At 43.9% G+C, this 22,437-nt stretch carries 22 protein-coding genes; 14 read left to right on the top strand and 8 right to left on the bottom strand.

The window, feature by feature from the left end; translation table 11 throughout:
• Positions 1-267: 267 nt before the first annotated feature.
• The 10 genes from FTV31_RS09370 (at position 268) to FTV31_RS09415 (ending at position 9,077) form a co-directional block, all read left to right on the top strand.
• On the top strand, positions 268-2,451 hold the full coding sequence (locus FTV31_RS09370; protein WP_180014472.1) for a polysaccharide biosynthesis tyrosine autokinase: 2,184 nt from the start codon (positions 268-270) through the stop codon (positions 2,449-2,451).
• 168 nt (positions 2,452-2,619) lie between these two features.
• Positions 2,620-3,324: an FKBP-type peptidyl-prolyl cis-trans isomerase gene (locus FTV31_RS09375; RefSeq protein ID WP_125279709.1), complete on the top strand. Its 705-nt coding sequence runs from the start codon at positions 2,620-2,622 to the stop codon at positions 3,322-3,324.
• A gap of 48 nt (positions 3,325-3,372) precedes the next feature.
• Positions 3,373-4,062, top strand: a complete 690-nt coding sequence (locus FTV31_RS09380; protein WP_180014474.1) for an FKBP-type peptidyl-prolyl cis-trans isomerase — start codon at positions 3,373-3,375, stop codon at positions 4,060-4,062.
• Positions 4,063-4,225: 163 nt separating this feature from the next.
• Entirely contained in the window at positions 4,226-4,960 is a 735-nt protein-coding gene (locus tag FTV31_RS09385; RefSeq protein WP_005233204.1) for a dienelactone hydrolase family protein, read from the top strand.
• Between the two features lie 79 nt (positions 4,961-5,039).
• Positions 5,040-5,399 (top strand): HIT family protein, encoded by a 360-nt coding sequence (locus FTV31_RS09390; protein WP_005233203.1) that lies wholly within the window; start codon positions 5,040-5,042, stop codon positions 5,397-5,399.
• A 164-nt stretch (positions 5,400-5,563) separates the two neighbouring features.
• Positions 5,564-6,592 carry an A/G-specific adenine glycosylase gene (gene mutY, locus FTV31_RS09395; protein WP_218948708.1) on the top strand — a complete coding sequence of 343 codons (1,029 nt, stop codon included), beginning with the start codon at positions 5,564-5,566 and terminating at the stop codon, positions 6,590-6,592.
• A gap of 90 nt (positions 6,593-6,682) precedes the next feature.
• Positions 6,683-7,186 (top strand): M23 family metallopeptidase, encoded by a 504-nt coding sequence (locus tag FTV31_RS09400; protein WP_373686985.1) that lies wholly within the window; start codon positions 6,683-6,685, stop codon positions 7,184-7,186.
• A 15-nt stretch (positions 7,187-7,201) separates the two neighbouring features.
• A complete protein-coding gene (locus FTV31_RS09405) occupies positions 7,202-7,447 on the top strand; it encodes a hypothetical protein (protein ID WP_180014478.1) in 246 nt (81 codons plus the stop codon).
• A 21-nt stretch (positions 7,448-7,468) separates the two neighbouring features.
• Entirely contained in the window at positions 7,469-8,050 is a 582-nt protein-coding gene (locus FTV31_RS09410; RefSeq protein WP_180014480.1) for a DNA-3-methyladenine glycosylase I, read from the top strand.
• Positions 8,051-8,054: 4 nt separating this feature from the next.
• The gene (locus tag FTV31_RS09415; RefSeq protein WP_180014482.1) at positions 8,055-9,077 is read left to right on the top strand and encodes an NAD(P)-dependent alcohol dehydrogenase; all 1,023 of its coding nucleotides are present in this window, start codon (positions 8,055-8,057) and stop codon (positions 9,075-9,077) included.
• 86 nt (positions 9,078-9,163) lie between these two features.
• On the opposite strand, the gene FTV31_RS09420 is transcribed toward FTV31_RS09415, so the two are convergent.
• Positions 9,164-10,054 (bottom strand): LysR family transcriptional regulator, encoded by an 891-nt coding sequence (locus tag FTV31_RS09420; RefSeq protein ID WP_180014484.1) that lies wholly within the window; start codon positions 10,052-10,054, stop codon positions 9,164-9,166.
• Between the two features lie 113 nt (positions 10,055-10,167).
• Between FTV31_RS09420 and dkgB the strand changes: the two genes are divergently transcribed.
• Both dkgB and FTV31_RS09430 read left to right on the top strand, forming a co-directional pair.
• Positions 10,168-10,974, top strand: a complete 807-nt coding sequence (gene dkgB / locus FTV31_RS09425; RefSeq protein ID WP_180014485.1) for a 2,5-didehydrogluconate reductase DkgB — start codon at positions 10,168-10,170, stop codon at positions 10,972-10,974.
• A gap of 9 nt (positions 10,975-10,983) precedes the next feature.
• Complete coding sequence (locus FTV31_RS09430) at positions 10,984-12,159, top strand: MFS transporter (RefSeq protein ID WP_180014488.1); 1,176 nt, start codon at positions 10,984-10,986, stop codon at positions 12,157-12,159.
• Between the two features lie 50 nt (positions 12,160-12,209).
• Here the strand turns inward: FTV31_RS09430 and FTV31_RS09435 are convergent, their stop codons facing one another.
• The 3 genes from FTV31_RS09435 to FTV31_RS09445 all read right to left on the bottom strand — a co-directional run bounded on the left by FTV31_RS09435 (position 12,210) and on the right by FTV31_RS09445 (position 14,471).
• On the bottom strand, positions 12,210-12,854 hold the full coding sequence (locus FTV31_RS09435) for an START domain-containing protein (RefSeq protein WP_034170748.1): 645 nt from the start codon (positions 12,852-12,854) through the stop codon (positions 12,210-12,212).
• Between the two features lie 57 nt (positions 12,855-12,911).
• Complete coding sequence (dapB, locus tag FTV31_RS09440) at positions 12,912-13,733, bottom strand: 4-hydroxy-tetrahydrodipicolinate reductase (protein WP_180014490.1); 822 nt, start codon at positions 13,731-13,733, stop codon at positions 12,912-12,914.
• A 540-nt stretch (positions 13,734-14,273) separates the two neighbouring features.
• Entirely contained in the window at positions 14,274-14,471 is a 198-nt protein-coding gene (locus FTV31_RS09445) for a hypothetical protein (RefSeq protein ID WP_104426834.1), read from the bottom strand.
• Positions 14,472-15,325: 854 nt separating this feature from the next.
• Here FTV31_RS09445 and FTV31_RS09450 point away from each other — a divergent pair.
• Positions 15,326-15,511 (top strand): hypothetical protein, encoded by a 186-nt coding sequence (locus tag FTV31_RS09450; RefSeq protein ID WP_004780424.1) that lies wholly within the window; start codon positions 15,326-15,328, stop codon positions 15,509-15,511.
• Positions 15,512-15,681: 170 nt separating this feature from the next.
• Here the strand turns inward: FTV31_RS09450 and dnaJ are convergent, their stop codons facing one another.
• The 4 genes from dnaJ to FTV31_RS09470 all read right to left on the bottom strand — a co-directional run bounded on the left by dnaJ (position 15,682) and on the right by FTV31_RS09470 (position 21,652).
• Positions 15,682-16,797, bottom strand: a complete 1,116-nt coding sequence (gene dnaJ / locus FTV31_RS09455) for a molecular chaperone DnaJ (RefSeq protein ID WP_034703346.1) — start codon at positions 16,795-16,797, stop codon at positions 15,682-15,684.
• Between the two features lie 103 nt (positions 16,798-16,900).
• Entirely contained in the window at positions 16,901-17,278 is a 378-nt protein-coding gene (locus FTV31_RS09460) for a membrane protein (RefSeq protein ID WP_034703345.1), read from the bottom strand.
• A 130-nt stretch (positions 17,279-17,408) separates the two neighbouring features.
• On the bottom strand, positions 17,409-20,546 hold the full coding sequence (locus FTV31_RS09465; RefSeq protein ID WP_180014492.1) for an efflux RND transporter permease subunit: 3,138 nt from the start codon (positions 20,544-20,546) through the stop codon (positions 17,409-17,411).
• A gap of 2 nt (positions 20,547-20,548) precedes the next feature.
• Positions 20,549-21,652 (bottom strand): efflux RND transporter periplasmic adaptor subunit, encoded by a 1,104-nt coding sequence (locus tag FTV31_RS09470; RefSeq protein WP_180014494.1) that lies wholly within the window; start codon positions 21,650-21,652, stop codon positions 20,549-20,551.
• Between the two features lie 148 nt (positions 21,653-21,800).
• Between FTV31_RS09470 and FTV31_RS09475 the strand changes: the two genes are divergently transcribed.
• Positions 21,801-22,424 carry a TetR/AcrR family transcriptional regulator gene (locus tag FTV31_RS09475; RefSeq protein WP_180014495.1) on the top strand — a complete coding sequence of 208 codons (624 nt, stop codon included), beginning with the start codon at positions 21,801-21,803 and terminating at the stop codon, positions 22,422-22,424.
• Positions 22,425-22,437 lie beyond the last annotated feature (13 nt).

Genomic DNA, 22,437 nt, shown 5'->3' on the forward strand with positions numbered 1-22,437 from the left:
ATTTTTAATTCCTCCATGGACTTCACCTGCAACTCCATGGTGCCCGAAAACCAGATATGAAACAGATTAGATGAAAGACAACATTATTCTGATCAGAATCAGAATGTCTGGTCTTTAGCAGACTAGACATCCCAAGAGAGGATAAAAAAACAGAATATTGAGGATCCTTTCTCGCAGTGGCAGCAAGTCGCTGATGCTGTTTTGAATTAATTCAAAACAGCATCAGCGACTGGAAAAATCACTTTTAAACTTTTAGATAGTAAAATTATGAACAAAAATAACAATACCGATAATATGATTGACCTAAAAGGGGTGTTCTTTTCCCTGCTCGCGCAATGGAAGCTCATCCTGCTATGTGGTTTGCTCAGCCTGATTGTAGTGCTGCTTTACCTACGTACCGCAGCAATTAACTATAAGGTTGATGCAATCGTCCAGGTCGAAGAAAGTAGAGGCTCATCAGCTGCTTTACTTGGCAGTCTGTCCAGCATTGTGAGTCAGATGTCTTCATCCAATGCCGAGATTGAGGTTTTAAAATCACGCACGATTCTCGAATCCGTAATTGACCGTTTAAATCTGGATCTGCATATTGCCAGCACTGAAGACTCTTTTATCAACCGTTTGATTCAAGGCAGAACTTCTCAAACTGAATATCAGACCGAAACTGTGCGCTTTAAAGATGGCCAAAAAAGCTTTGATATCCGCCAGTTTGACGTTCCTGTAGCCTATCTGGATAAAAATCTGCTGCTGAAATTTCAACAACAGAGCTTTAGCCTGATCAATCCACTGACCGAAGAAATTGTTTTTCAAGGCGCACTGAACCAGCCGGTTGAGGCTAAAGCTGCACAGGGCGACTGGAAAATTGCTATCTTTACTCAAGATAATCTCGATAACAGCTATCAGTTGAAAAAGCTCTCATTGCCTGCGGCGATCGATTCTATTCTTGCCAATTATACAATTACAGAAAAAGGTGATCTGAGCGGTGTTCTACAACTTCGCTATCAGGGTCAAGATAAACAGCACATTACTAAAGTCCTGAATACGATTTTAGCAGTTTACAGCCAGCATAATATTACACGCCGTTCAACAGATACCGCACGAACACTGGCTTTCCTGGATGAACAATTGCCGGATTTAAGGAAACAGCTTGATGATGCAGAATTTGCCTTCAATCGCTTCCGCCAAAAATATAATACTGTTGATATCACCAGAGAGTCAGAATTATATTTAAATCAAAGTGTTAATTTAGAATCACAAAGAGCCCTACTTGAACAGAGACAGGCGGAAATAGGTGCCAAGTATGCAGCTGCCCATCCAGCCATGCGTGAAATTACAGCCCAACTTCGCGTAGTGAATGGCAAGATTCGTGAATTGAATTCAACACTTAAAAATATTCCAGAGATTCAACGCCAGTATTTACAACTGTCTCGTGACGTTGAAGTGAAACAGCAACTGTACACCAATCTGGTAAATTCTTATCAACAACTGCGTGTTGCTAAAGCGGGTGAAAGCGGTAATGTTCATATTATTGATACCGCACTTGAGCCAGTTGACCAGATTCAACAAAAGCAGCCTCTGATTTTATTTTTAACCTTCTGTTTCGGTATTTTCCTGGGCATATTGGTGGCATTGTTCCGTAATATGCTACGTTCTGGGGTGAAAGATAGCAGTCAGATCGAATACCAGCTGGATCTTCCAGTCTATGCCAATATTGCTCATTCTACTGTTCAGAAACCTGGTCTGAAATTACTGAAAAAGAAAAAAATGCCTTTCTTATTGGCACTGAAACACAGTGATGATATGGCAGTTGAAAGTTTAAGAAGCATTCGTACAGCGAGTCACTTTGCCCTGACCCAGGCTAAAAACAATATCATGATGATTTCAGGGCCAGCACCAAAAGTTGGAAAATCTTTTGTTGCCAGCAATCTGGCCGTCATCATGGCAGAAAAAAATAAGCGTGTACTGATCATTGATGCAGATTTGCGCCGTGGCCATATACACAAATATTTTAATCTGGATAACCAGTATGGATTAACTGAATATCTGAATGAGCATGTGTCTTTGGATAAAGTGGTACAAACCACCAATGTGCCGAACTTAAATGTCATTAGCTGTGGTGAAAATGCAACTAATCCAGCCGAGCTTCTGAATTCAGAACGCTTCCAGGAATTGTTGCAAAAACTGATTCCACACTATGACCATATCATTATTGATACTCCACCGGTACTGGCTGTTACGGATGCGATCATTGTATCCCGATATGTCGGACTCAATCTGGTTGTAGCACGCTATGCAAAAACCCAGATGAAGGAACTGGCACTTACAGTAAACCGCTTTAAACAGGCTGGTAGTACTGTCAATGGTCTGATCCTGAATGATATCCAGCGTTCAGCAGGTGGCAGCTATAGCTATGATTATACGTATAGTTATAAGCCGAAAGCCAAAACCAGCTAATCTGATAGCTCCCAAAAAAAACCAGCAATCATTGCTGGTTTTTTCTTTTTTGTACCGTACCAAATGCAGGTATTCACTTGCTAAAAAACCACCCGTTCTACAAGATTTCTTAAAATTTTCTGCTAAGATGGACTGAACCTCAACGATAACATTAGATTGGACAAATACATGAGTAAGGCCTTACCGATTGCCGTCGCTGTTCTTTTAGGCGGTGCCGCGCTAGTACCTGTTTACTATGCAACTCAAAACCCTGCTACTCAAACTACAAAAGCATCTAAAGATGCCTCTGCTGTCTCTAAAATCAGCTATGCACTCGGTTATGAAGTGGCGCATCAGACTCCTCCTGAGCTAGATATCAACAGTTTTGTGACTGGTGTACGTGAAGGACATGCGCGTTCTGCACCTGCCTATACGGAAGAAGAATTACAGGCAGCTTATGAGCAGTTCCAGAAAGAAATGCAACAAAAGCAGCTTGATAGTGCAAAACAGGCTCAAGCTTCAAGTGATACTTTCCTGACTGAAAATGCGAAAAAAGCAGGTATTAAAACAACTGCTTCCGGCTTACAGTACCAAGTCACCAAAGAAGGTACAGGTAAACAGCCAAAAGCTTCTTCAATTGTGAAAGTACATTACACTGGTAAACTGGTAGATGGCACTGTATTTGACAGTTCAGTAGAACGCGGTGAACCGATCGAGTTTCCATTAAATCAAGTCATTCCAGGCTGGACTGAAGGTCTGCAGCTGATGAAAGAAGGCGGTAAGGCAACTCTATATATTCCGTCAAATCTGGGTTATGGTGAACAGGGTGTCCCTGGTACGATTCCTCCGCATAGCACTTTGATTTTTGATGTGGAATTAATCGAAGTAAAATAATACAAATAGGGAGAGCGATCAGCTCTCCTTTATTTTTGAGAATTGATAATGAAAATACAAATCAGTTTAATGGTTTTGCTGCTCAGTTCAGGCAGCCTTTTTGCTAAAGAGATCAATAATATAAGTAGTGAAGCTGAGAAGATTGGCTACAGCTTTGGTTATCTGATGGGTCGTAGTAATGCTGACACTTTAAAGGATCTTGATTTAGATGCATTTAGCCAGGGCTTAAAGACAGCCGCTGCTGGACAACAATCCAGTTTAAGCGATGAAGAAATGACCCAAGTGCTGACTCAGTATAAACGTCAAAGTGATGCCAAAGAACTGATTGTACTGAAACACAAAGCTGAAGAAAATGCCAAAGCTGGTAAAGCATTCTTGCAGGAAAATGCCAAAAAGCCCGGCATTAAAACCACCAAATCTGGTCTGCAATACCTGGTGCTGAAAGAAGGTAAAGGGAAATCACCAAGCGCTAACAGTAATGTCCGTGTCCATTATGAAGGTCGCCTGATTGATGGTACCGTTTTTGACAGTTCGATTGCCCGCCAGCAGCCAGTCGATTTCCGTACCACCCAAGTGATTACTGGCTGGACAGAAGGCTTACAGCTCATGAAAGTCGGTGCCAAGTACCGCTTCTTTATCCCTGCTGATCTGGCCTATGGACAGATTGGTTCGGGAGATATAATTGAACCAAATAGTACCCTGATTTTTGATATCGAATTACTGGAAATTATTAAATAAAAATTCCTTTAATTGTAAAAACTAAAAAGAGAGGCAAATTATTTACCTCTCTTTTTTTGTACTGATGAGAAACGAATTAGTTGGAGCTTTTCATGTATATTCATAGCAGTTTTGCTATTTTATAGTTTAATCAAAATATTCAACAACAATAGAGGACTTCAGCATGGCAGCAATCAAGACCCGCGAAATTCAATATACTGCGCAGGATGGCAGCACTTTGATTGGTTATTTTGCCGCACCAGAAACTGATGCACCTGTAGCAGGTGTTATCGTGGCACCCGAATGGTGGGGCCGCAATGACTATACTGAACAGCGTGCCCGTGAACTGGCGGAACATGGGTATGCCGCGCTGGCAATTGATATGTATGGTGACAAGAAAGTGACCACCAGCTCTGATCAGGCCTATCAATGGATGATGCAGACTTTTGAAGATCCAGACACTATTGTGAACCGTGCAAAAGCAGCACTGGATACACTGGCTGCACAAGATGAAGTCAATCCGGAAAAACTGGCTGCGATTGGTTTCTGCTACGGTGGTAAAGTGGCTCTGGATCTGGCTCGCTCAAATGCACCGTTAAAAGCTGTGGCTACTTTCCATGCCAACCTGTCTCCTAAAGCACCTGCACAGGAAGGCCAGGTACAGGCAGAAATTCTGGTCCTACATGGCGAAAAGGACAGTATGGTGAGCCTGGATGATGTCGCCAGCTTTAAAGAAGAAATGCAGGCGGCTAAGGTCGAGCATAATGTGATTGTATTTGAAAATGCCAAGCATGGATTCAGTAACCCGCTTGCGGATGAGCGCGCCAAGGCCAATGGTGTCGATCTGGGCTACAATGCTGAAGCAGAGAAACAAAGTTTGGCTGCCATGTATGAATTACTGGCACGACAACTCGCCTAATAACAGATAAATTGATCCGGCTCATGATCGAGCTGGGTCATACATGAAAAAAATAAATTCAATGAAAGGAGCCAATATCATGACTGAAAATAACTGCCCGTACTGTAATTTTGACGAATACGATATTCTGGCTAAAAATGATTTTGCTGTCGTGTTACCTGAACCCAACTCGCTGTCCAAAGGACATTATGTAGTTACTCCATTACGTCATGTGGCGTCATTTTTTGAAATCACAGATAAAGAACGTAAAAGTATGATGTCCTTACTTGAACAGGCTCGTAATGAACTGCAATTACGCTATCAGCCTTCCGGTTTTCATGTGGGGTTTAATGATGGCGAAGTATTTCAGGAAAAATCAGAACATTTACACATTCATATAATCCCGCGTTATGAAGGCAAGGTATTAAAGCTGGATGCACGCTGGGGCATTGAAGAATAAGAATTTAATTTTTTGCCGAGTGAATGCTTTTCGAAGTGTTCACTTGTTCCTTCCATTTATTCATTTTTACTCTTTTTTAGTCTCACTGTTTTAGCAGACTTTTCATCTTTTCGCTGGGTCTCTTCAGTTATACTAGACCTCGTTTTCCAGTTTGTTCTATCTTCATGTTTGTATTTTCAGATGCCCTTTTAGAATGGTTTGATGTGCATGGCCGCCATGATTTGCCGTGGCAAGTGGCTGATGATCCCTATAAGGTCTGGGTCTCTGAAATCATGCTACAGCAGACTCAGGTCAAAACCGTGCTGCAATATTTTGAGCGGTTTATTCAGCGTTTTCCGACGGTACAGGACTTAGGTACAGCTTCTTGGGATGAAGTCGCACCCTATTGGGCGGGGCTGGGCTATTATGCTCGTGCCCGAAATTTGCATAAGGCAGCCGGTATTGTAGCAAGGCAGGGGCATTTCCCGAATAGCTTGGAAGAATGGATTGCCCTGCCCGGCATTGGCCGCTCAACCGCGGGGGCTTTAATGTCTTTGGGTTTACGTCAGTACGGCGTGATCATGGATGGCAATGTCAAACGCGTGCTGGCTCGGTTTTTTGCGATCGAAGATGATCTGTCTAAACCAGTACATGAACGTGCCTTGTGGGAGCTTGCTGAACAGCTTTGCCCGGTTGAGCGGAATCATGATTATACCCAGGCGATTATGGATCTAGGTGCAACCGTCTGTACTCCGAAAAAGCCTTTATGCCTGTATTGTCCAATGCAGCAACATTGCAAGGCACATCAACAGGGTCTGGAAAATGAATTGCCCTTTAAAAAAGCCAAAAAGCCGGTACCGGTCAAAGCAGCTCAAGTGCTGTTGATCCAGTCAGGTGATGAATGGCTATGGCAACAGCGTCCTAATAGTGGTCTTTGGGGCGGGCTCTGGTCTCTGCCAATTATTGAAGACACTCATGCATTTGAACAACTGTGCCAGCAACTGGGTCTGAAAAATCTCGTACAAAAGGTCCAGATCAGCCACAGTTTCACCCATTTTACCTGGCAGCTTGAAGCCATGTTTTTTGCAGTCGATGCAGATCAGCAGGAACATCTGGCGATTGAGTTACAAGGCTTCTGGATGAACCCGAAAACTGCGGTCAATGCAGGTATTCCAACCGCCATGAAAAAATTGATTTCTACCGTAAATTTATGACATAGTCTGGAACAAGAAGAATCATACTGGCCTCATTTAAGGATAAATATTTTGCGCCATTCTCTTGCGTTTGTCGGGCTTTCTTTGGTGATGTTATTTCTGGTGGCGTGTAGTAGCGCACCGAAACATCCTTCTGCGGTTCAGCTTAATCCGGCATTGGTCAAAAAACTGAATCATATGCGTATGCCCTCTTCTCTGCCGATTCCGGTAGATCGGGTCCAGGCCCGTGAATTGAAAAATACCTGGGGAGCTTCGCGTAGTAGCGGCCGTTTGCATGAGGGCATTGATATTCTGGCTCCACGTGGAACCAAGGTTCGCAGTGCGACGCCTGGTCTGATCGCGGATTTACGGAATAACAATTTGGGTGGTAAAGTAGTCTGGATTCTGGGTCCAGGCGGTGCCTGGCATTATTATGCACATCTGGATGGTCATAAGCGTGGCTTGAAAGTCGGTGACTATGTCAAAAAGGGTGATGTCATTGGTTATGTCGGTAATACTGGCAATGCCCGCCATACCGCGCCACATCTGCATTATGGTCTCTATTTAAGTGGTAAGGGTCGTGGTGTTGTTAACCCCTATCCATATTTACGTTAATTTTAGGAAGTTTACATGTCAGAAGCGTTGATCAACCGTCTGGTCGAATTTGCTGAATCAGGCAATCAACAGAAAATCGTGCTCAATGGCCAGACCTATCAGGGCTGGATCATGGAAATTACCGAAGAGGCGCTTCTGATCAGTACCGGTTATGCCGATAAAAGTGGTAAGGATATATGGATCCAGTTCAGTGATCTGCAGCAGGCAGAACTCTCCTACTGGGATAATCAGCAAGATCAGTGGACGACATTTAAATTATAAGATAGGAAAAAGGAGCATCCCTTGACGATCCAACGCTGTGGCTGGTGCTCTGATGATCCCCTCTATACTGCCTACCATGATCAGGAATGGGGACAGGCGCTGCATGATGAAAAACGCCTATTTGAAATGCTGTGTCTGGAAGGCCAACAGGCCGGTTTAGCCTGGATTACCGTACTCAGAAAACGTGAATCTTATCGCAAACATTTCTTTCAATATTCGATTGAAACGATTGCTTCTTTTACAGATGAGCAACTCACCGCAAAACTGCAAGATGCTAGTCTAATTCGGCATATCGGTAAACTAACTGCGATTCGTGATAATGCCCGGACCTGGCAACAGCTTAAATCTCAAGAAATTGATGTGGTCACATGGTTGTGGTCCTTTGCCCATCAGCCCCGGTTAAATAATGATGTTGCAGATTATCGTCAGGCTCCGGCACAAACCATTGAAAGCCAGAACATGTCCAAAGCCTTAAAAAAAGCAGGCTTTAAGTTTGTCGGTCCTACGATCTGTTATGCCTTTATGCAGGCAGTTGGCATGGTCGATGACCATGAAAATCACTGTCACTTTAAAACAATATCCTCCCATTCAAATAAGAGCTGAATCTATGTCCACTAATACTATTCAAGCCTATGCCGCAATGTCTGCGGGTGCCGCCCTGGAACCTTATCAATTTGATGCAGGTGAACTTCAGCCGTATCAGGTCGAAGTGAAAGTTGAATACTGCGGCCTATGCCATTCTGATATTTCAGTACTCAATAATGACTGGGGATCTTCGGTCTATCCTGTGGTGGCCGGACATGAAGTCATTGGCACCATTACGCAACTGGGTTCTGAAGCCAAAGGCCTAAAAGTAGGTCAACGTGTCGGTATTGGCTGGACTGCGGAAAGCTGCCAACATTGCGATCCTTGTATTTCAGGCCAGCAAGTATTGTGTACCGGTGGTCAGGTTGCAACCATCGTCGGTCATGCAGGTGGTTTTGCGGATAAAGTCCGTGCTGGCTGGCAATGGGCAATTCCCTTACCCGAAGATCTGGACCCAGAAAGTGCAGGTCCCCTGCTCTGTGGCGGGATTACTGTATTTGATCCGATTCTGAAACATCAGATTCAGGCTATTCACCACGTCGGTGTCATTGGTATTGGCGGTTTGGGACATATGGCGATCAAGCTGCTGAAAGCATGGGGTTGTGAAATTACCGCCTTTACTTCAAATCTGGATAAAACCGATGAGCTGAAAGCTATGGGTGCAGACCATGTAGTGAATAGTCGCGACCCAGCAGCGCTTAAACCGCTCCGTGGTAAATTTGATCTATTAATGAGTACTGTGAATGTCACACTAGACTGGCAGGCTTATTTATCAACTTTAGCGCCAAATGGCACTGTACATATGCTGGGCTTACCACTGGAACCCATGCAAATTTCTGCAGGTTCACTGATTGGCGGTGCTAAATCAGTGACTGGCTCGCCGACAGGTTCACCAGCAGCTTTACGTCAGTTATTGAAATTTGCAGCACGTAAAAATATTGCGCCACAAATTGAGTTATTCCCAATGTCGGAAATTAATACTGCGATTGAACGTCTGCACTCAGGCAAAGCCCGTTACCGGATCGTACTGAAAGCCGATTTCTAATTTGTCCTAATCATTAGTAAATCTAGATCTGCCCTAGCCTCATGTTAGGGCAGATTTTTTTATGACTATATTTGTAAATAATTGGTTTATAAATATTTAGCCAGCTTCTGAGCCAGAAATTCAATAAATAGATATACCCGTTTAGGCAGATGCTCCTGACGGTAATAGACCGCATGAATTTTTTGATAATGCAGCTCAATCTGATCTTCAAATAGCGCCTCTAAACGACCCGCCTGTAAGTCGTCCTCGACCAGAAAGCGTGACAGACAACTAATACCCACCCCATATAAAGCCAATTGACAAACCGTTTCCCCATTGGGTGCTCTAATCTTTGGCTTTACAGTGATAGGTTCGCCATTTAGCCGTACCGGCCAGGTGTTCAAATGCGTAGGCTGACTAAATCCCAGTAAAGTATGCTCCGATAAATCTGCCACTGATTGCGGTCTGCCCTTTTGCTGTAAATATTCAGGGCTGGCCACAATATACAAACGGCTGCGGCATAATAATCTGGCATGCAGGCTGGAATCATGCAGTTCTCCAAAACGGATCGCGACATCGGTTTTATGTTCCAGCAGATCAATCACCTGATCATGATTATTCAGTTCAATTTCAATCTGGGGATAGCGCTGCATAAATTCCTGAATTAGCGGTACGATTACATGCAGCACAAAAGGCGTCGCTGAATCCACCCGAATCAATCCTGACGTATCACTATCTGATTTCAGCAAAGCATCTTCAGCTTCTGCCAAATCATTGAGAATTTTGCGTGCCTTTTCTAGAAATAGCTGGCCTTCTTGAGTCAGTTTGAGTTTACGTGTGGTTCTTTCTAAAAGAGTGACATTTAATTTATTTTCCAGACGTTGCAGCGCCCGACTGACACCCGAAGTGGTTTGCCCCAAACGTTCTGCCGCCATGACGATAGAACCACTATCCACAATAGTGACAAAAGCCTGTAATTCTTCAATCGTCGATTTCATTTGTCACTCTTTTATTGATTTTCGGTCAATAATATTTTGCAAATTCAGCTATTTTTTCGCAACAATAAAAAGCACAAAATACTCAACATCGAAAATACTTAAAGATTAAAGCTATGAATATTGTTCCTCAATTTGGTGTCGGTACCTTTCGCCTGTCTGGACAGACCGTCATTGATTCAGTCAAAACAGCATTGGAAGTCGGTTATCGCGCTGTAGATACGGCACAGATTTATGCCAATGAAGCGGAAGTGGGTCAGGCTATTGCAGAAAGCCAAGTTAATCGTAACGAGCTGTTCATTACCACCAAAATCTGGACAGATCATTACGCGCCAGACAAATTAATTCCAAGCCTCAAAGAAAGCCTGCATAAACTACGTACCGATGCAGTCAATCTAACGCTCATTCACTGGCCTGCACCTCGTTTAGGCGTTCAAATTCCTGAGCTGATGCAGACTTTATTAGAAGCCAAACAGCAAGGTCTGACTGAGCATATCGGTGTGTCCAATTTCAATATTGAGCTGACCCAACAAGCCATTGATACGATTGGTCTAGAGCATATCGTAACCAACCAGATTGAACTCAGTCCTTATCTGCAAAATCAGCGTCTGGTCAGTTTCCTACAATCTCAGAAGATTGATGTCACCTCTTATATGACACTAGCTTATGGCAAAGTGCTGAATGATCCCATCCTGCAAGGAATTGCTGCCCAGCATCAGGCTTCGACAGCACAAATTGCATTGGCTTGGGCCTTGCAAAAAGGTTTTGCTGTGATTCCTTCTTCAACCAAACGTGAACATCTGCTTGCCAATCTGGCAGCGCAGGAGATACAGCTGACCCAGGAAGAAATGGCTTTGATCAGCACCTTGGAGCGCAATGGCCGCGAGGTTGATCCGGACCAGCTTGCGCCTATCTGGGATTAAACAGAAACTATGAAAGTTAATTTTTCTTTGCTTGCACTGGCGGTTGGTGCCTTTGCAATTGGTACCACTGAATTTTCTCCAATGGGTTTTCTGCCAGAAATCGCCCGTGATCTGGAGATTTCGATTCCTCGTGCCGGGATGCTGATCAGTGCCTATGCCTTAGGGGTGATGTTGGGTGCACCACTAATGACCCTCTGGTTAAGCCGTTATTCCAAACGTAAGTCTCTCATTTTACTGATGGCGATTTTTACGATTGGTAATATTCTGGCGACATTAGCGCCTAATTATCTGGGGCTGATGGGGGCACGCATCATTACCAGCCTGAACCATGGTGCTTTCTTCGGGATTGGTTCGGTTGTCGCGGCCAGTGTCGTTCCGAAAGATAAACAGGCCAGCGCTGTAGCCATGATGTTTATGGGCCTGACCATTGCCAATATTGGCGGGGTGCCACTGGCAACCTGGATAGGACAACATATCGGCTGGCGTATGGCTTTTCTGGGTATTTCCCTGCTTGGTGTGCTGACCATGTTCTCCCTATGGAAAGCCTTACCAGAAGGCCAAAGCAGTCAGAAACCGGATGTAAGGCAGGAGCTGCAAGTCCTGACCCGTTTACCAGTGGTGTTAGCTTTATTAACTACCGTGATGAGTGCGGGGGCCATGTTTGCCCTATACACTTATATTGCCCCGAGTCTGCAAAGTTTTACTCAGGCTTCCCCTGCATTGATTACTTTGATGCTGGTGTTGATCGGGGTAGGTTTCTCGATTGGTAATCATCTGGGTGGCAAGTTTGCAGATCTATCCTTAGATAAAACCCTGATTGGCTTTTTAATCTTGCTTATGCTGATGATGCTGCTCTTCCCGATTCTGGCAAGCACAGCTCTTGGCGCAGGTCTGGCATTAATCATCTGGGGTGCTGCTGCCTTTGCCGTAGTTCCACCTTTACAGATGCGAGTCATGTCCGTGGCTTATGATGCGCCTGGACTGGCTTCTTCGGTAAATATTGGTGCCTTTAACCTCGGGAATGCTTTGGGTGCGATTGCGGGTGCCAGTGTGCTAAATCTGGGACTTAGCTATAGTGCGGTTTCATTTGCCGGTGCTGGGCTCAGTGCTGTTGCTTTGCTTCTGGTCGTGATTCAAATGAAACTGGCTCCACAGCAAGATATGACTACGCAGCAATGCTCTTAAAATTTCCTTCACAAAAAAGTCCGCCTGATGCGGACTTTTTTATTGGCTATTTAGCGTAAAGCTTCAGGTAACACAGGCGTTGCCACAGGTTTAGCCAGTTCGGTTTTCATCTTTTGCAGCATCTGATAAGGCTGCTGCTGCACAAACATATTCACAAAGGTCAAAGGAATTGAACCTTCAGGATTGGCATAACCATAAGTCGATACCTTGACCTTGTTATTGGCCAGTTTCTGGAAGGTCCAGTCTCCCTGATAATCAGTCAAACGTACATAATTCGGATTTAGGGCATACCCGGTCTGAATTGCTTTATTCTTGATGGTGATCTGACCATTGGCATCCTTGATCATTTTGCCTTGTACGATCAGATCACGATCTTTTAAAGGAAATGGAAAATCCAGCACCATATACAAGGTGAAATCGCCTTTTTTATCATCACGGGATAGCACCTTGATACTGCCCATATAAGGCACCCATTTCACTGCATGATCAACATCCAGAATCAGAGAAACGGCATTCTCAATCGGGACATTGTAGGTGGTTTCGGCTTTATAGAGAAAAACGGGATTACGCTCATCCTGATAGGTCCAGACTTTAATATTATTTTTATTAATGCTGAGCTTGGCATTCTGCACAGAGGTCGACTGTGCTGTAGCGGCAAAGGCTACAGCACACGCCATTAATATTAATTTCTTCATTCCATTGTCATCTTATTTTAGTTTTAAGTTATTTTTATATAGGATTTTGACGAAAATTTATACTTGAATATCGTTAAAACCAAGTACATCCTTCATGTCATATTTACGTGCATCACGACCAACGACCCAAGCTGCGGCACGTACGGCACCCGCTGCAAAGTTCATACGGTTGGTTGCTTTATGCGTAATTTCAACACGCTCGCCTTCGCCAATAAACATTGCAGTATGTTCACCGACAATATCACCGCCACGAATGGTCTGAAAACCAATGCTTTGACGTTTACGAGGACCCGTATGCCCTTCACGATGATACACCGCATCTTTTTTCAGATCACGGCCCAAAGCACCGGCAATCGCCTCACCCATCATAAGAGCTGTACCTGATGGCGCATCTACCTTATGACGGTGATGCGCTTCGATCACTTCAATATCGACCGTATCACCAAAGACTTTAGAGGCAAGTTCTAACAGTTTGATCGAAACGTTCACACCAACTGAATAGTTCGCTGCATAGACCACTGGTGTTTCTTTTGCAGATTCATCCAGATAAGCCTTTTGTTCGTCATTCATACCAGTAGTACCAATCACGATCGCAACGCCATTTTCACGGCAGATTTTAAGATGATTCACCGTCGCAGCAGGTGCTGTAAAGTCGATCACCACGTCACAGTCTTTGACCACTTCTTCAAGATGGCCGACAACCTTTACACCCAAGCTCCCTACGCCAGCCAGTTCACCGGCATCTGCACCAATGAGTGAGCTTTCAGGGCGCTCAACAGCTGCTGCCAATTGGTAACCGGCTTCTTTCACCGCCTGAATAAGGATGCGTCCCATACGGCCGCCTGCACCTAAAATCCCAATGCGTGGTGTCGCTGACATAACATAGTCCTGATGTTGATTCGAAATTGCTCTTACTATAGCAAAACTCGCTCATAACACTAAGATTGATCGCATAAAAATCAATGAAAAGAATTAAAGAAGGTCATGAGGGATTTTGATATGCAGTCCATATCAACAATAGTTTATGGACGAGTAAAAAGAAAAATAATTCCATTAGAGGAATAATGATTAAATAGTTAGTCAGAGATAAACTCATTTAAAGAAAAATTCTAGTTAATAAGAATTAGATTTTAATTTTAAATAATTGAATTTAATAAGATAAAAAATATTTTTCCATGGTACGTATGATCTTGATTTTTCATATTCAGATTATTTGTATTTAAGGGAAATATATTGAAACTCCAATTTGATCACCTCAGCCATATAAGTATTACTGATATTATTGAGTTAAATACCCATTATCGCGTACTGAGGCATATGCCTTTAGCGCATGGCATTATTTTAGATGAAGCGCGATGGATTGTTTGAGTAAATGAAAGTATAAATCCATACTTTTTTAAATTTAGGAATGTTTAAGGATCAAGCATCAAGTAGTTGACCAACTTCCAAGCTGGTATATCCACGTTCTTTAAAGATCAAAATAATCGCTTTTTTATAATCTTCACAAATAGATGTTTTATATTTAGTGATGAGTTGAATCTCGGAATTCAGCTCCAGGTCATTTTTTAAGGTCAAAACTTCGGTAGAGATCTTATTAAAAATCTTTAAATTAAACATACAGGCACCTGTTATCAATTGTAGCGGCCCGACTACAACAAATACCTGCCTTAGCTCAGCTAGACACCCTTGGTCGCAAGGATTACAAATTAGAAAAAGTTCTGCAAGTTTTGAGGAATTGACAGATTAAATAACCGTCTAAATCATTCCTATTTAGCAAGATTGTCGGCCTAAAAATTAATTTTATATATCAATTTCTTAATAATCTCATGTTTGCTAAAAATTTAATAGGAACCAGTTTTTGTAACAATTCTTTTAATATTTCAGATTATTCATAATATTTTATTAGTCAAATGAATAGAGAGATCATTAATTCAGGATTTTCATATCCTGATGATGAGGTCTTAAAAGACAAAGTATTTTTTCTATCTGGCAAAGGTAAAACCAGACTCTTTGTACGCTTTGGCTCACATCAATCTCGGCCTTTTGCTGCTATCCAGAATACTGGAAGTTTCCTATGATGAATTCATCAGGAACAGGAAGTTCCAAACAAGAATAACAATAGATCAGCACAAGGACAGTAAGGTACGACAGGAGTTATACCGAGCGAACCCATACGAAAAACCCCGGCAGGATGCTGGGGTTTTTCTTTTAGTATTTAAATTAAATTTCATTCTTTAGAGGTGCAAATATGTGACATACATCACATTAAAAAATCCATTTTCTTATATATTTTGCCACTTGCTAAATTTTATGAAATTAATGATTAATCTTATATTTCAATTATTTAAACAACATCAAATTACATTAGTAAACATAAGTACACACAAAAAAACATCAATATCTACATTTCATGTCAACATTTTTGCCAAGTGTACTGAGTAGTACACTATTTTTAATACAAGGAAATTTATATGAAATTAGTTCAATTAACTTTTGCCGGGGTAGCGTTAATTGCTGCATCACAAACTTTTGCTGCTGAAGAAGTAGCACAAACAGCTCCTGCTGCAACTGAAACAGCTGCGTCTGAAGTTCAAGCTGCTGAAGCACCTGCAAGCGAAGCTCCAGCATCAGAAGCTCAAGCAACTGAAGCTCAATAATATGACAGGATTTATATTTCTCTGCGTGAGGGTATAAATCCTTCTTAAAAAGCCAATATCATTAAAAGAATAATTTTCTCATTATTTTTATCTAATAATTAACTTATACATCTTTTCCGAATTTAAGCTATAAAAAAGGACGCCTGAGCGTCCTTTTTTATCTATCCAGATCAGTCAAACAACCGATCAAAGAAAGATTTTTTCTTTGGAGAAGACTGACTGCCCTCATCTTCCATGGTCGCTTGCAACTCTTTCAACAGTTCACGTTGACGTGCAGTCAGGTTCACTGGTGTTTCTACAACAACACGGCAAAGCAGATCACCTTGCATGGTTGAACGTACTGGTTTCACGCCCTTACCACGTAGGCGGAACAGTTTACCGGTTTGCGTACCTTCAGGAATTTTCAGGCTGACACGACCATCTAATGTCGGAATCTGAACTTCTTTACCCAAAGCTGCATCCGCAATTGAAATTGGCACATCCATATACAGATCTGCACCGTCACGCTGGAAGATTTCGTGTTCACGTACCACGACTTCAACGTATAGATCACCTGATTGGCCATCACGAATCGCTTCACCTTTACCAGTCAAACGTACGCGGTCGCCATTGTCCACACCGGCTGGAATAGTAACTTCCAAAGTTTGCTGACGGTCAGATACACCTGAACCATGACATTTATTACATGGATTCTTGATGATCTTGCCCTGGCCACGACAGGTACTACAGGTTTGCTGTACCGAGAAGAAACCTTGCTGCATACGTACCTGGCCGGCACCATGACAGGTTGGACAGGTTTCAACATCGTTCGGATTTTTAGAACCTTTACCATCACAGGCGTCACATGGCGCTGGTGCAGTAAAAGTAATGGTTTTCTTAACGCCTTTGACTGCTTCTTCAAGCGTCAATTCCATCACATAGCGTAAGTCTGAACCACGGCGTTGACGTTGCTGGCCACGGCCCCCCCCACCAAAGGCTCCACCGAAAATATCCCCAAACTGGCTGAAAATATCTTCCGCACTGAAACCACCGAAGCCGCCAGCACCACCGCCCATACCACCTTCAAAGGCTTGATGGCCCATACGGTCGTACATGCTGCGTTTTTCGCTGTCTGACAGAACTTCATACGCTTCTGAAGCTTCTTTAAACTTCTCTTCAGCTTCAGGATTGTCCGGGTTACGGTCTGGATGATATTTCATCGCCAACTTACGGTAGGCTTTTTTAATTTCATCATCACTAGCGGTTTTAGAGACGCCCAAAACCTCATAATAATCACGTTTAGCCATGTCTGGCGATGCTCCTCACGGAATTCTATTTAATATTGACTGTGGTCTAAAATTGGGGTTAAACCCAGCTTTACAAGGGGAATTCTGAAAAAAAATTGAAAGCTTAGAATACGGCTTTGTTTTGGGAAAATTTGAAGATGCCTTTGAACCAGGCATTAATGAGGAAAATAATGGCAATAAAGCTGAATACCACACCTGCGACTGTGCAGGCTTTTACCCAAAGCTGGCTATCCCAAGCAAAGAAAAATAGTGGAATGAACCAGAGCGCTGCAAAAATTGCGAGTACTGAATAAATCACAATATTGCGCATAATCCAGAGTGCCTGCGCCTGCAGCCACACTTCAGCATAATCAATCTGGGTAATTTTACGTGCATACCAGTAGGCGAATATGCCGCTCACCACTGTAAATAAGGCAAAAAACATGAAGACATAAGCCATCGCCACGGAACGTCGCATCTTGGTGAGTGTGTCTTGAGTCATGTTTAATCAACCTTAGTGTGCGGCCCAGCACAAGCGAGTTCCGCAGCAGTATGTCTTTTTTGAATTATTAAAAAATCAGGTACTACTATATTGAAATTTTCAATATTTCGCACCTGAAATTATGACAAATTTAAACAGAATTTAAACTTTTTTTCACTTTAAACCATTGTGCATATAAGGCTGGCAGGAAAAACAGCGTTAATAGCGTCGCAACGATCAATCCGCCCATAATTGCAACCGCCATTGGCCCGAAGAAAATGCTTCTGGATAAAGGAATCATGGCCAAAACAGCAGCCAGTGCAGTCAGGACAATCGGTCGGCAACGGCGCACTGTGGCATTGATAATGGCATTCCATTGCGATTCACCTGCCTGAATATCCTGTTCAATCTGGTCAATGAGAATCAACGAGTTACGCATGATCATGCCTGACAAAGCAATCGTGCCCAGCATGGCCACAAAGCCAAAAGGTTTATTGAAAATTAACAGGAATAAGACCACGCCAATAATACCCAATGGCGCTGTCAGGAAGACAATGAAGGCACGTGAGATACTTCGGAGCTGAATCATCAGCAAAGTCATCACCACTGCCAGGAACAATGGCATACCCGCATTCACTGAATTCTGCCCTCGCGCAGATTCTTCGACTGTCCCGCCTACTTCAATCAGATAGCCACTTGGCATTTCTGATCTAAGCTGCGCCAACTGATCTTTTAGCTCGTTGACCACAGTTGCCGGTTGCAGTTGCGTCCGGATATCAGCCCGTACCGTAATGGTCGGCAAGCGGTTTCGATGCCAGATCTGGCCTTCTTCAAAGCTGTATTCGATCTTGGCAATCTGAGCCAAAGGGACTGAACTTCCATTCGTGGTCGGTACTGCCAGACTACTCAGTGAACCGACATCGACACGTTCAGCCTGATCACCCCGTAAACGGATTTCAATCAGTTCACGTTTTTCACGATATTGATCAATCGCAGTTCCAGAAATTGAGCTATTCAGGAAATTCGCCAAATCGCTACTGCTTACTCCCAGCTGACGGGCACGATCCTGATCGATATCCAGCTTGATGACTTTACTTGGCTCGCCCCAGTCCAGATGTACATTGGTGGTATTCGGATTGTCTCCAACCGTTGCTGCAACTTTCTGTGCCCATTGACGGACTAATCCCAAGTCTTCACCTGATACACGGAACTGTAATGGATAACCGACGGGTGGGCCATTTTCCAGCAGAGACACCCGGGTACGGGCTTCTGGTAACAGTACCCGAATCTGGTCACTTAAAGATTTACGGATTTCATTACGGTCTTCTAAGGATGAAGCCAATACCACAAACTGGGCAAAACTGGCTTGCGGTAATTGCTGGTCTAAAGGTAAATAGAAACGCGGTGAACCGGTACCAACATAGACTACATAGTTATCAATCCCCTCCTGTTTGGACAGGAAGTTTTCAACTTTTTTCACTGCCGCTTCAGTCGCTTTTAATGAAGCGCCCTCCTCTAATTTCAGATCTACTAGAATTTCGGCACGGTTCGATGGCGGGAAGAATTGTTTTGGCACCAGATTAAACATCAAAATGGATAGCACAAAAATCCCGACAGTCGCCGCGATGACCGTTTTACGGTAGGTAACACAGATATTCACCCAACGGCGAAAGCCCTGATAGAACTTGGTTTGATAAGGATCATGATGTTCACCCGCATGATGTACCAGCGGCTCCGGTTCAGGGCGTTTGCGTAAACGCGCCCAGAGACGTTGATACCATGGTGCTCTCTGCACCAGATCTTTATTGAAATCTGGCAGGAGTTTGTCACCCAGATAAGGCACAAACAGAACTGCGGCAATCCAAGATACTAATAACGCCAGCGTCACCACCTGGAAAATCGAGCGGGTATATTCCCCGGTACTCGACGCTGCTGTCGCAATCGGCAGGAAACCGGCAGCAGTAATCAGGGTTCCAGTCAGCATTGGAAATGCTGTGGTGCGCCAAGCATGACCGGCCGCCTGTAAGCGGCTAAAGCCTTGCTCCATTTTGATTGCCATCATTTCAATGGCAGTGATCGCGTCATCCACCAGAAGGCCAAGTGCCAGAATCAGGGCACCCAGAGAAATTTTATGCAGGCCGACATCAAATAATTGCATCCCGGCAAAGGTCATCGCCAGTACCAGCGGAATCGAGAAAGCCACCACCAGACCGGTACGGAAACCGAGTGAGAAAAAACTCACCAAGAGAACAATAATCACTGCCTCGGCCAGAACTTTCATAAATTCATTAATACTGCGTTTCACTGCTACCGGCTGATCGGAGACTTTTTGCAGATCCATTCCTAAAGGCAAGGTTTTCTGCAATCGAGCAAATTCCTGTTCCAGATTTTTACCCAAGGCAATGATGTCGCCGCCTTTACGCATCGATACGGCAATACCGATGCCATTTTCGCCCATAAAGCGCATACGCGGTTGTGCTGGATCAGTAAAGCCACGATAAACCTCCGCTACATCGCCAAGCTGGATGGTCTTGCCATTCACCAGTAAAGGTAGCTGCTGCAGTTCTTCGACATTATTCAGCGCACCACTGACCCGCACCTGAATCCGGTCAGAACCGGTTTCAAAAAAGCCCGCCTGAGTCATGGCATTTTGCTGCTGCAGTGCCTGCTGAATAGCAGTCACCGGAATACCGAGCTGGGTAGCTTTGGTGTTGGAGATTTCGATCCAGATTTTCTGGTCTTGAAGTCCAATCAGTTCAACTTTGGCAACATCCTTGACCCGTTGCAACTGTAACTGCAAACGGTCGGCATATTCTTTAAGCGTGGCATAATCGAAGTCATTACCCTTGATGACATAGATGTTACCAAAGGTATCACCAAACTCATCATTGAAGAATGGACCTTGTACGCCTTGCGGCAATTCATGCCGAATATCATTGATTTTCTTACGGACGTTATACCAGACATCTGAGACATCCTTGGAAGCCAAGGAATCCTTGGCAATAAAAGTCACCATGGATTCCCCCGGACGGGAATAGGCCATGATCCGGTCATACTGTCCGGTAGTCATCAACTCTTTTTCAATCCGGTCGGTGACCTGTAAGGACATTTCTTTAGCACTGGCACCCGGCCAGTAGGTCTGGATTACCATCACCTTAAAGGTAAACGGCGGATCCTCACTTTGTGACAGTTTGGAATAGGATACGATGCCCACCAAACCGAGCAGGATCATGAAATACAGTACCAGACCTTTATTCTTTAAGGCCCATTCAGACAGGTTAAAGTTCATATTTAACTCCCTGCCTGAATTTTCACACTACGGTTTTCACGGTCAATCGGATTGATTTTTTGTTGGTCACGCAGCAGATGCACTCCACCAATCACCACATAATCATTGGCTTTCAAACCACTGAGGATTGGCACAGAATCACGGCCATAAGCACCCAGCTGCACTGGCACTTTGCGAATAGTATGATCCGGCTTGACTACCATCACATAGGCCTGCTGATCAGTCGCTGAAACACTAGATAAAGGAACGCTAAGGATATTGTCCTGACTGTTCTGGAAGATCACCCGGGCACTCTGACCAAGCTGAATCTGGCTATTACCTTCGCGTAAAGCCACTTTAACCCGGAAGGTACGCGATTGATCTGCTGCTGGTGAAATCTCACGAACAAAGGCGGCGAATTTTTCACTCGGTTTAGACCATAAAGTGACCCAGGCCGGCTGACCAGTTTTAATTTCAGAAATTGCCTGTTCAGGAACCCCAATCACGACTTCACGCTCACCGGCTATCGCCAGCTCAAAGGCGGCCTGCCCTGCTGCAACGACCTGACCAATTTCGATATTGCGTGCAGTAATCACCCCATTTTTATTGGCAATGAGCTGGTTATAAGCGGTCTGGTTTTTGGCCGTATCATAATTAGACTGAGCTTGTTTCAGATTTGACGCGGCTGCCTTATATTGGTTTTCAATCGCATCATATTGCGAACGGCTCACGGCATTGGTGGGTAACAGCTGCTTGAAACGCTGTAATTCATCCTGAGCAATTTTACTGGCCGATTGAGCACTTTCCAGCTGGGCACGTGCGGCATTTAATTGAAGTTGAGCATCTTTCACATCTAGGGTCGCCAAGACCTGCCCCACTTTTACCTGATCGCCCACATCGACAAAGCGCTGGGTGACCTGCCCGCCTACCCGGAATGCCAGTGCCGTTTGCTGACGTGCCTGGACATCACCGGCATAGCTTTTTAATTCCTGATGTGAAGTTTTCGGTGTGGTCACCATGACAAATGGAACTTCCTGTTCTGCTGCAGCGCTGTCCTTGCTACATCCTGAGAAAGCCATACTGCATAGGACGATCATGCCAGCCAGTGCGCTCTGTATCGTGCTCATTATTGTTCGCTCTTATCTAATCATCATTTTTAGGGCAAAATAGGTAGATATATAAATTGCTTATTTTTTAATTAATATACCACCCGGTACACTAATTAGGATTCTGCAGCTAAAACAATGACCATATTGATTTTTTTTGGATGAAATTGTGCAAATACCGGTTGGACGGCCCAAGGATCTGGAGAAACGCCAGCGTATTCTGAACGCAGCGAAACAGCTGTTTTTACAGCATGGTTATCATGGTTCCAGCATGAACCAGATTGCGCTGGAAGCCGGTGTGACCAAACTCACTGTCTATAATCATTTTCAGGATAAGGCCACGCTGTTTAGCTGTGCGGTTGAAGAAACCTGTGAGGCAATTCTGCAGGAATCTCCTAAAGTTCTGCAACCTGATAGCGATTTCCAGCAGGAGCTATATCAGATCTGTCTGCGCTCATTCAATATTGCCAATCTGCCAGAAGCTCTCAAACTGGATCTGCTCATCATGCAACTGGCTTATGAAAAAAATCCGTTGGCGGAGCGTTTTTATACAGCCTCACATATCAAGCTGAATCAGGCCTGGCATGATTTCTTTGAGCAGGCGCAGCAACATCAATTTATCCAGACTGATGATCCGCAGCATCAGACCGAACTGATGGTGTCCTTACTGTTAGGTATGCGACATCACAAAGTCTTACTGGGCTTAAGTCCGCTACCCGACATGCAGCAACGCCATCAGATCATTCAGCAGGCCATCGAGCTCTTTATGCTGAAATATGCTATTTCCCGTTAAATTTCTTCTATCT

Origin of the sequence: Acinetobacter sp. YH16031 (genome assembly GCF_013417335.1) — a bacterium.
Lineage (GTDB): Bacteria > Pseudomonadota > Gammaproteobacteria > Pseudomonadales > Moraxellaceae > Acinetobacter.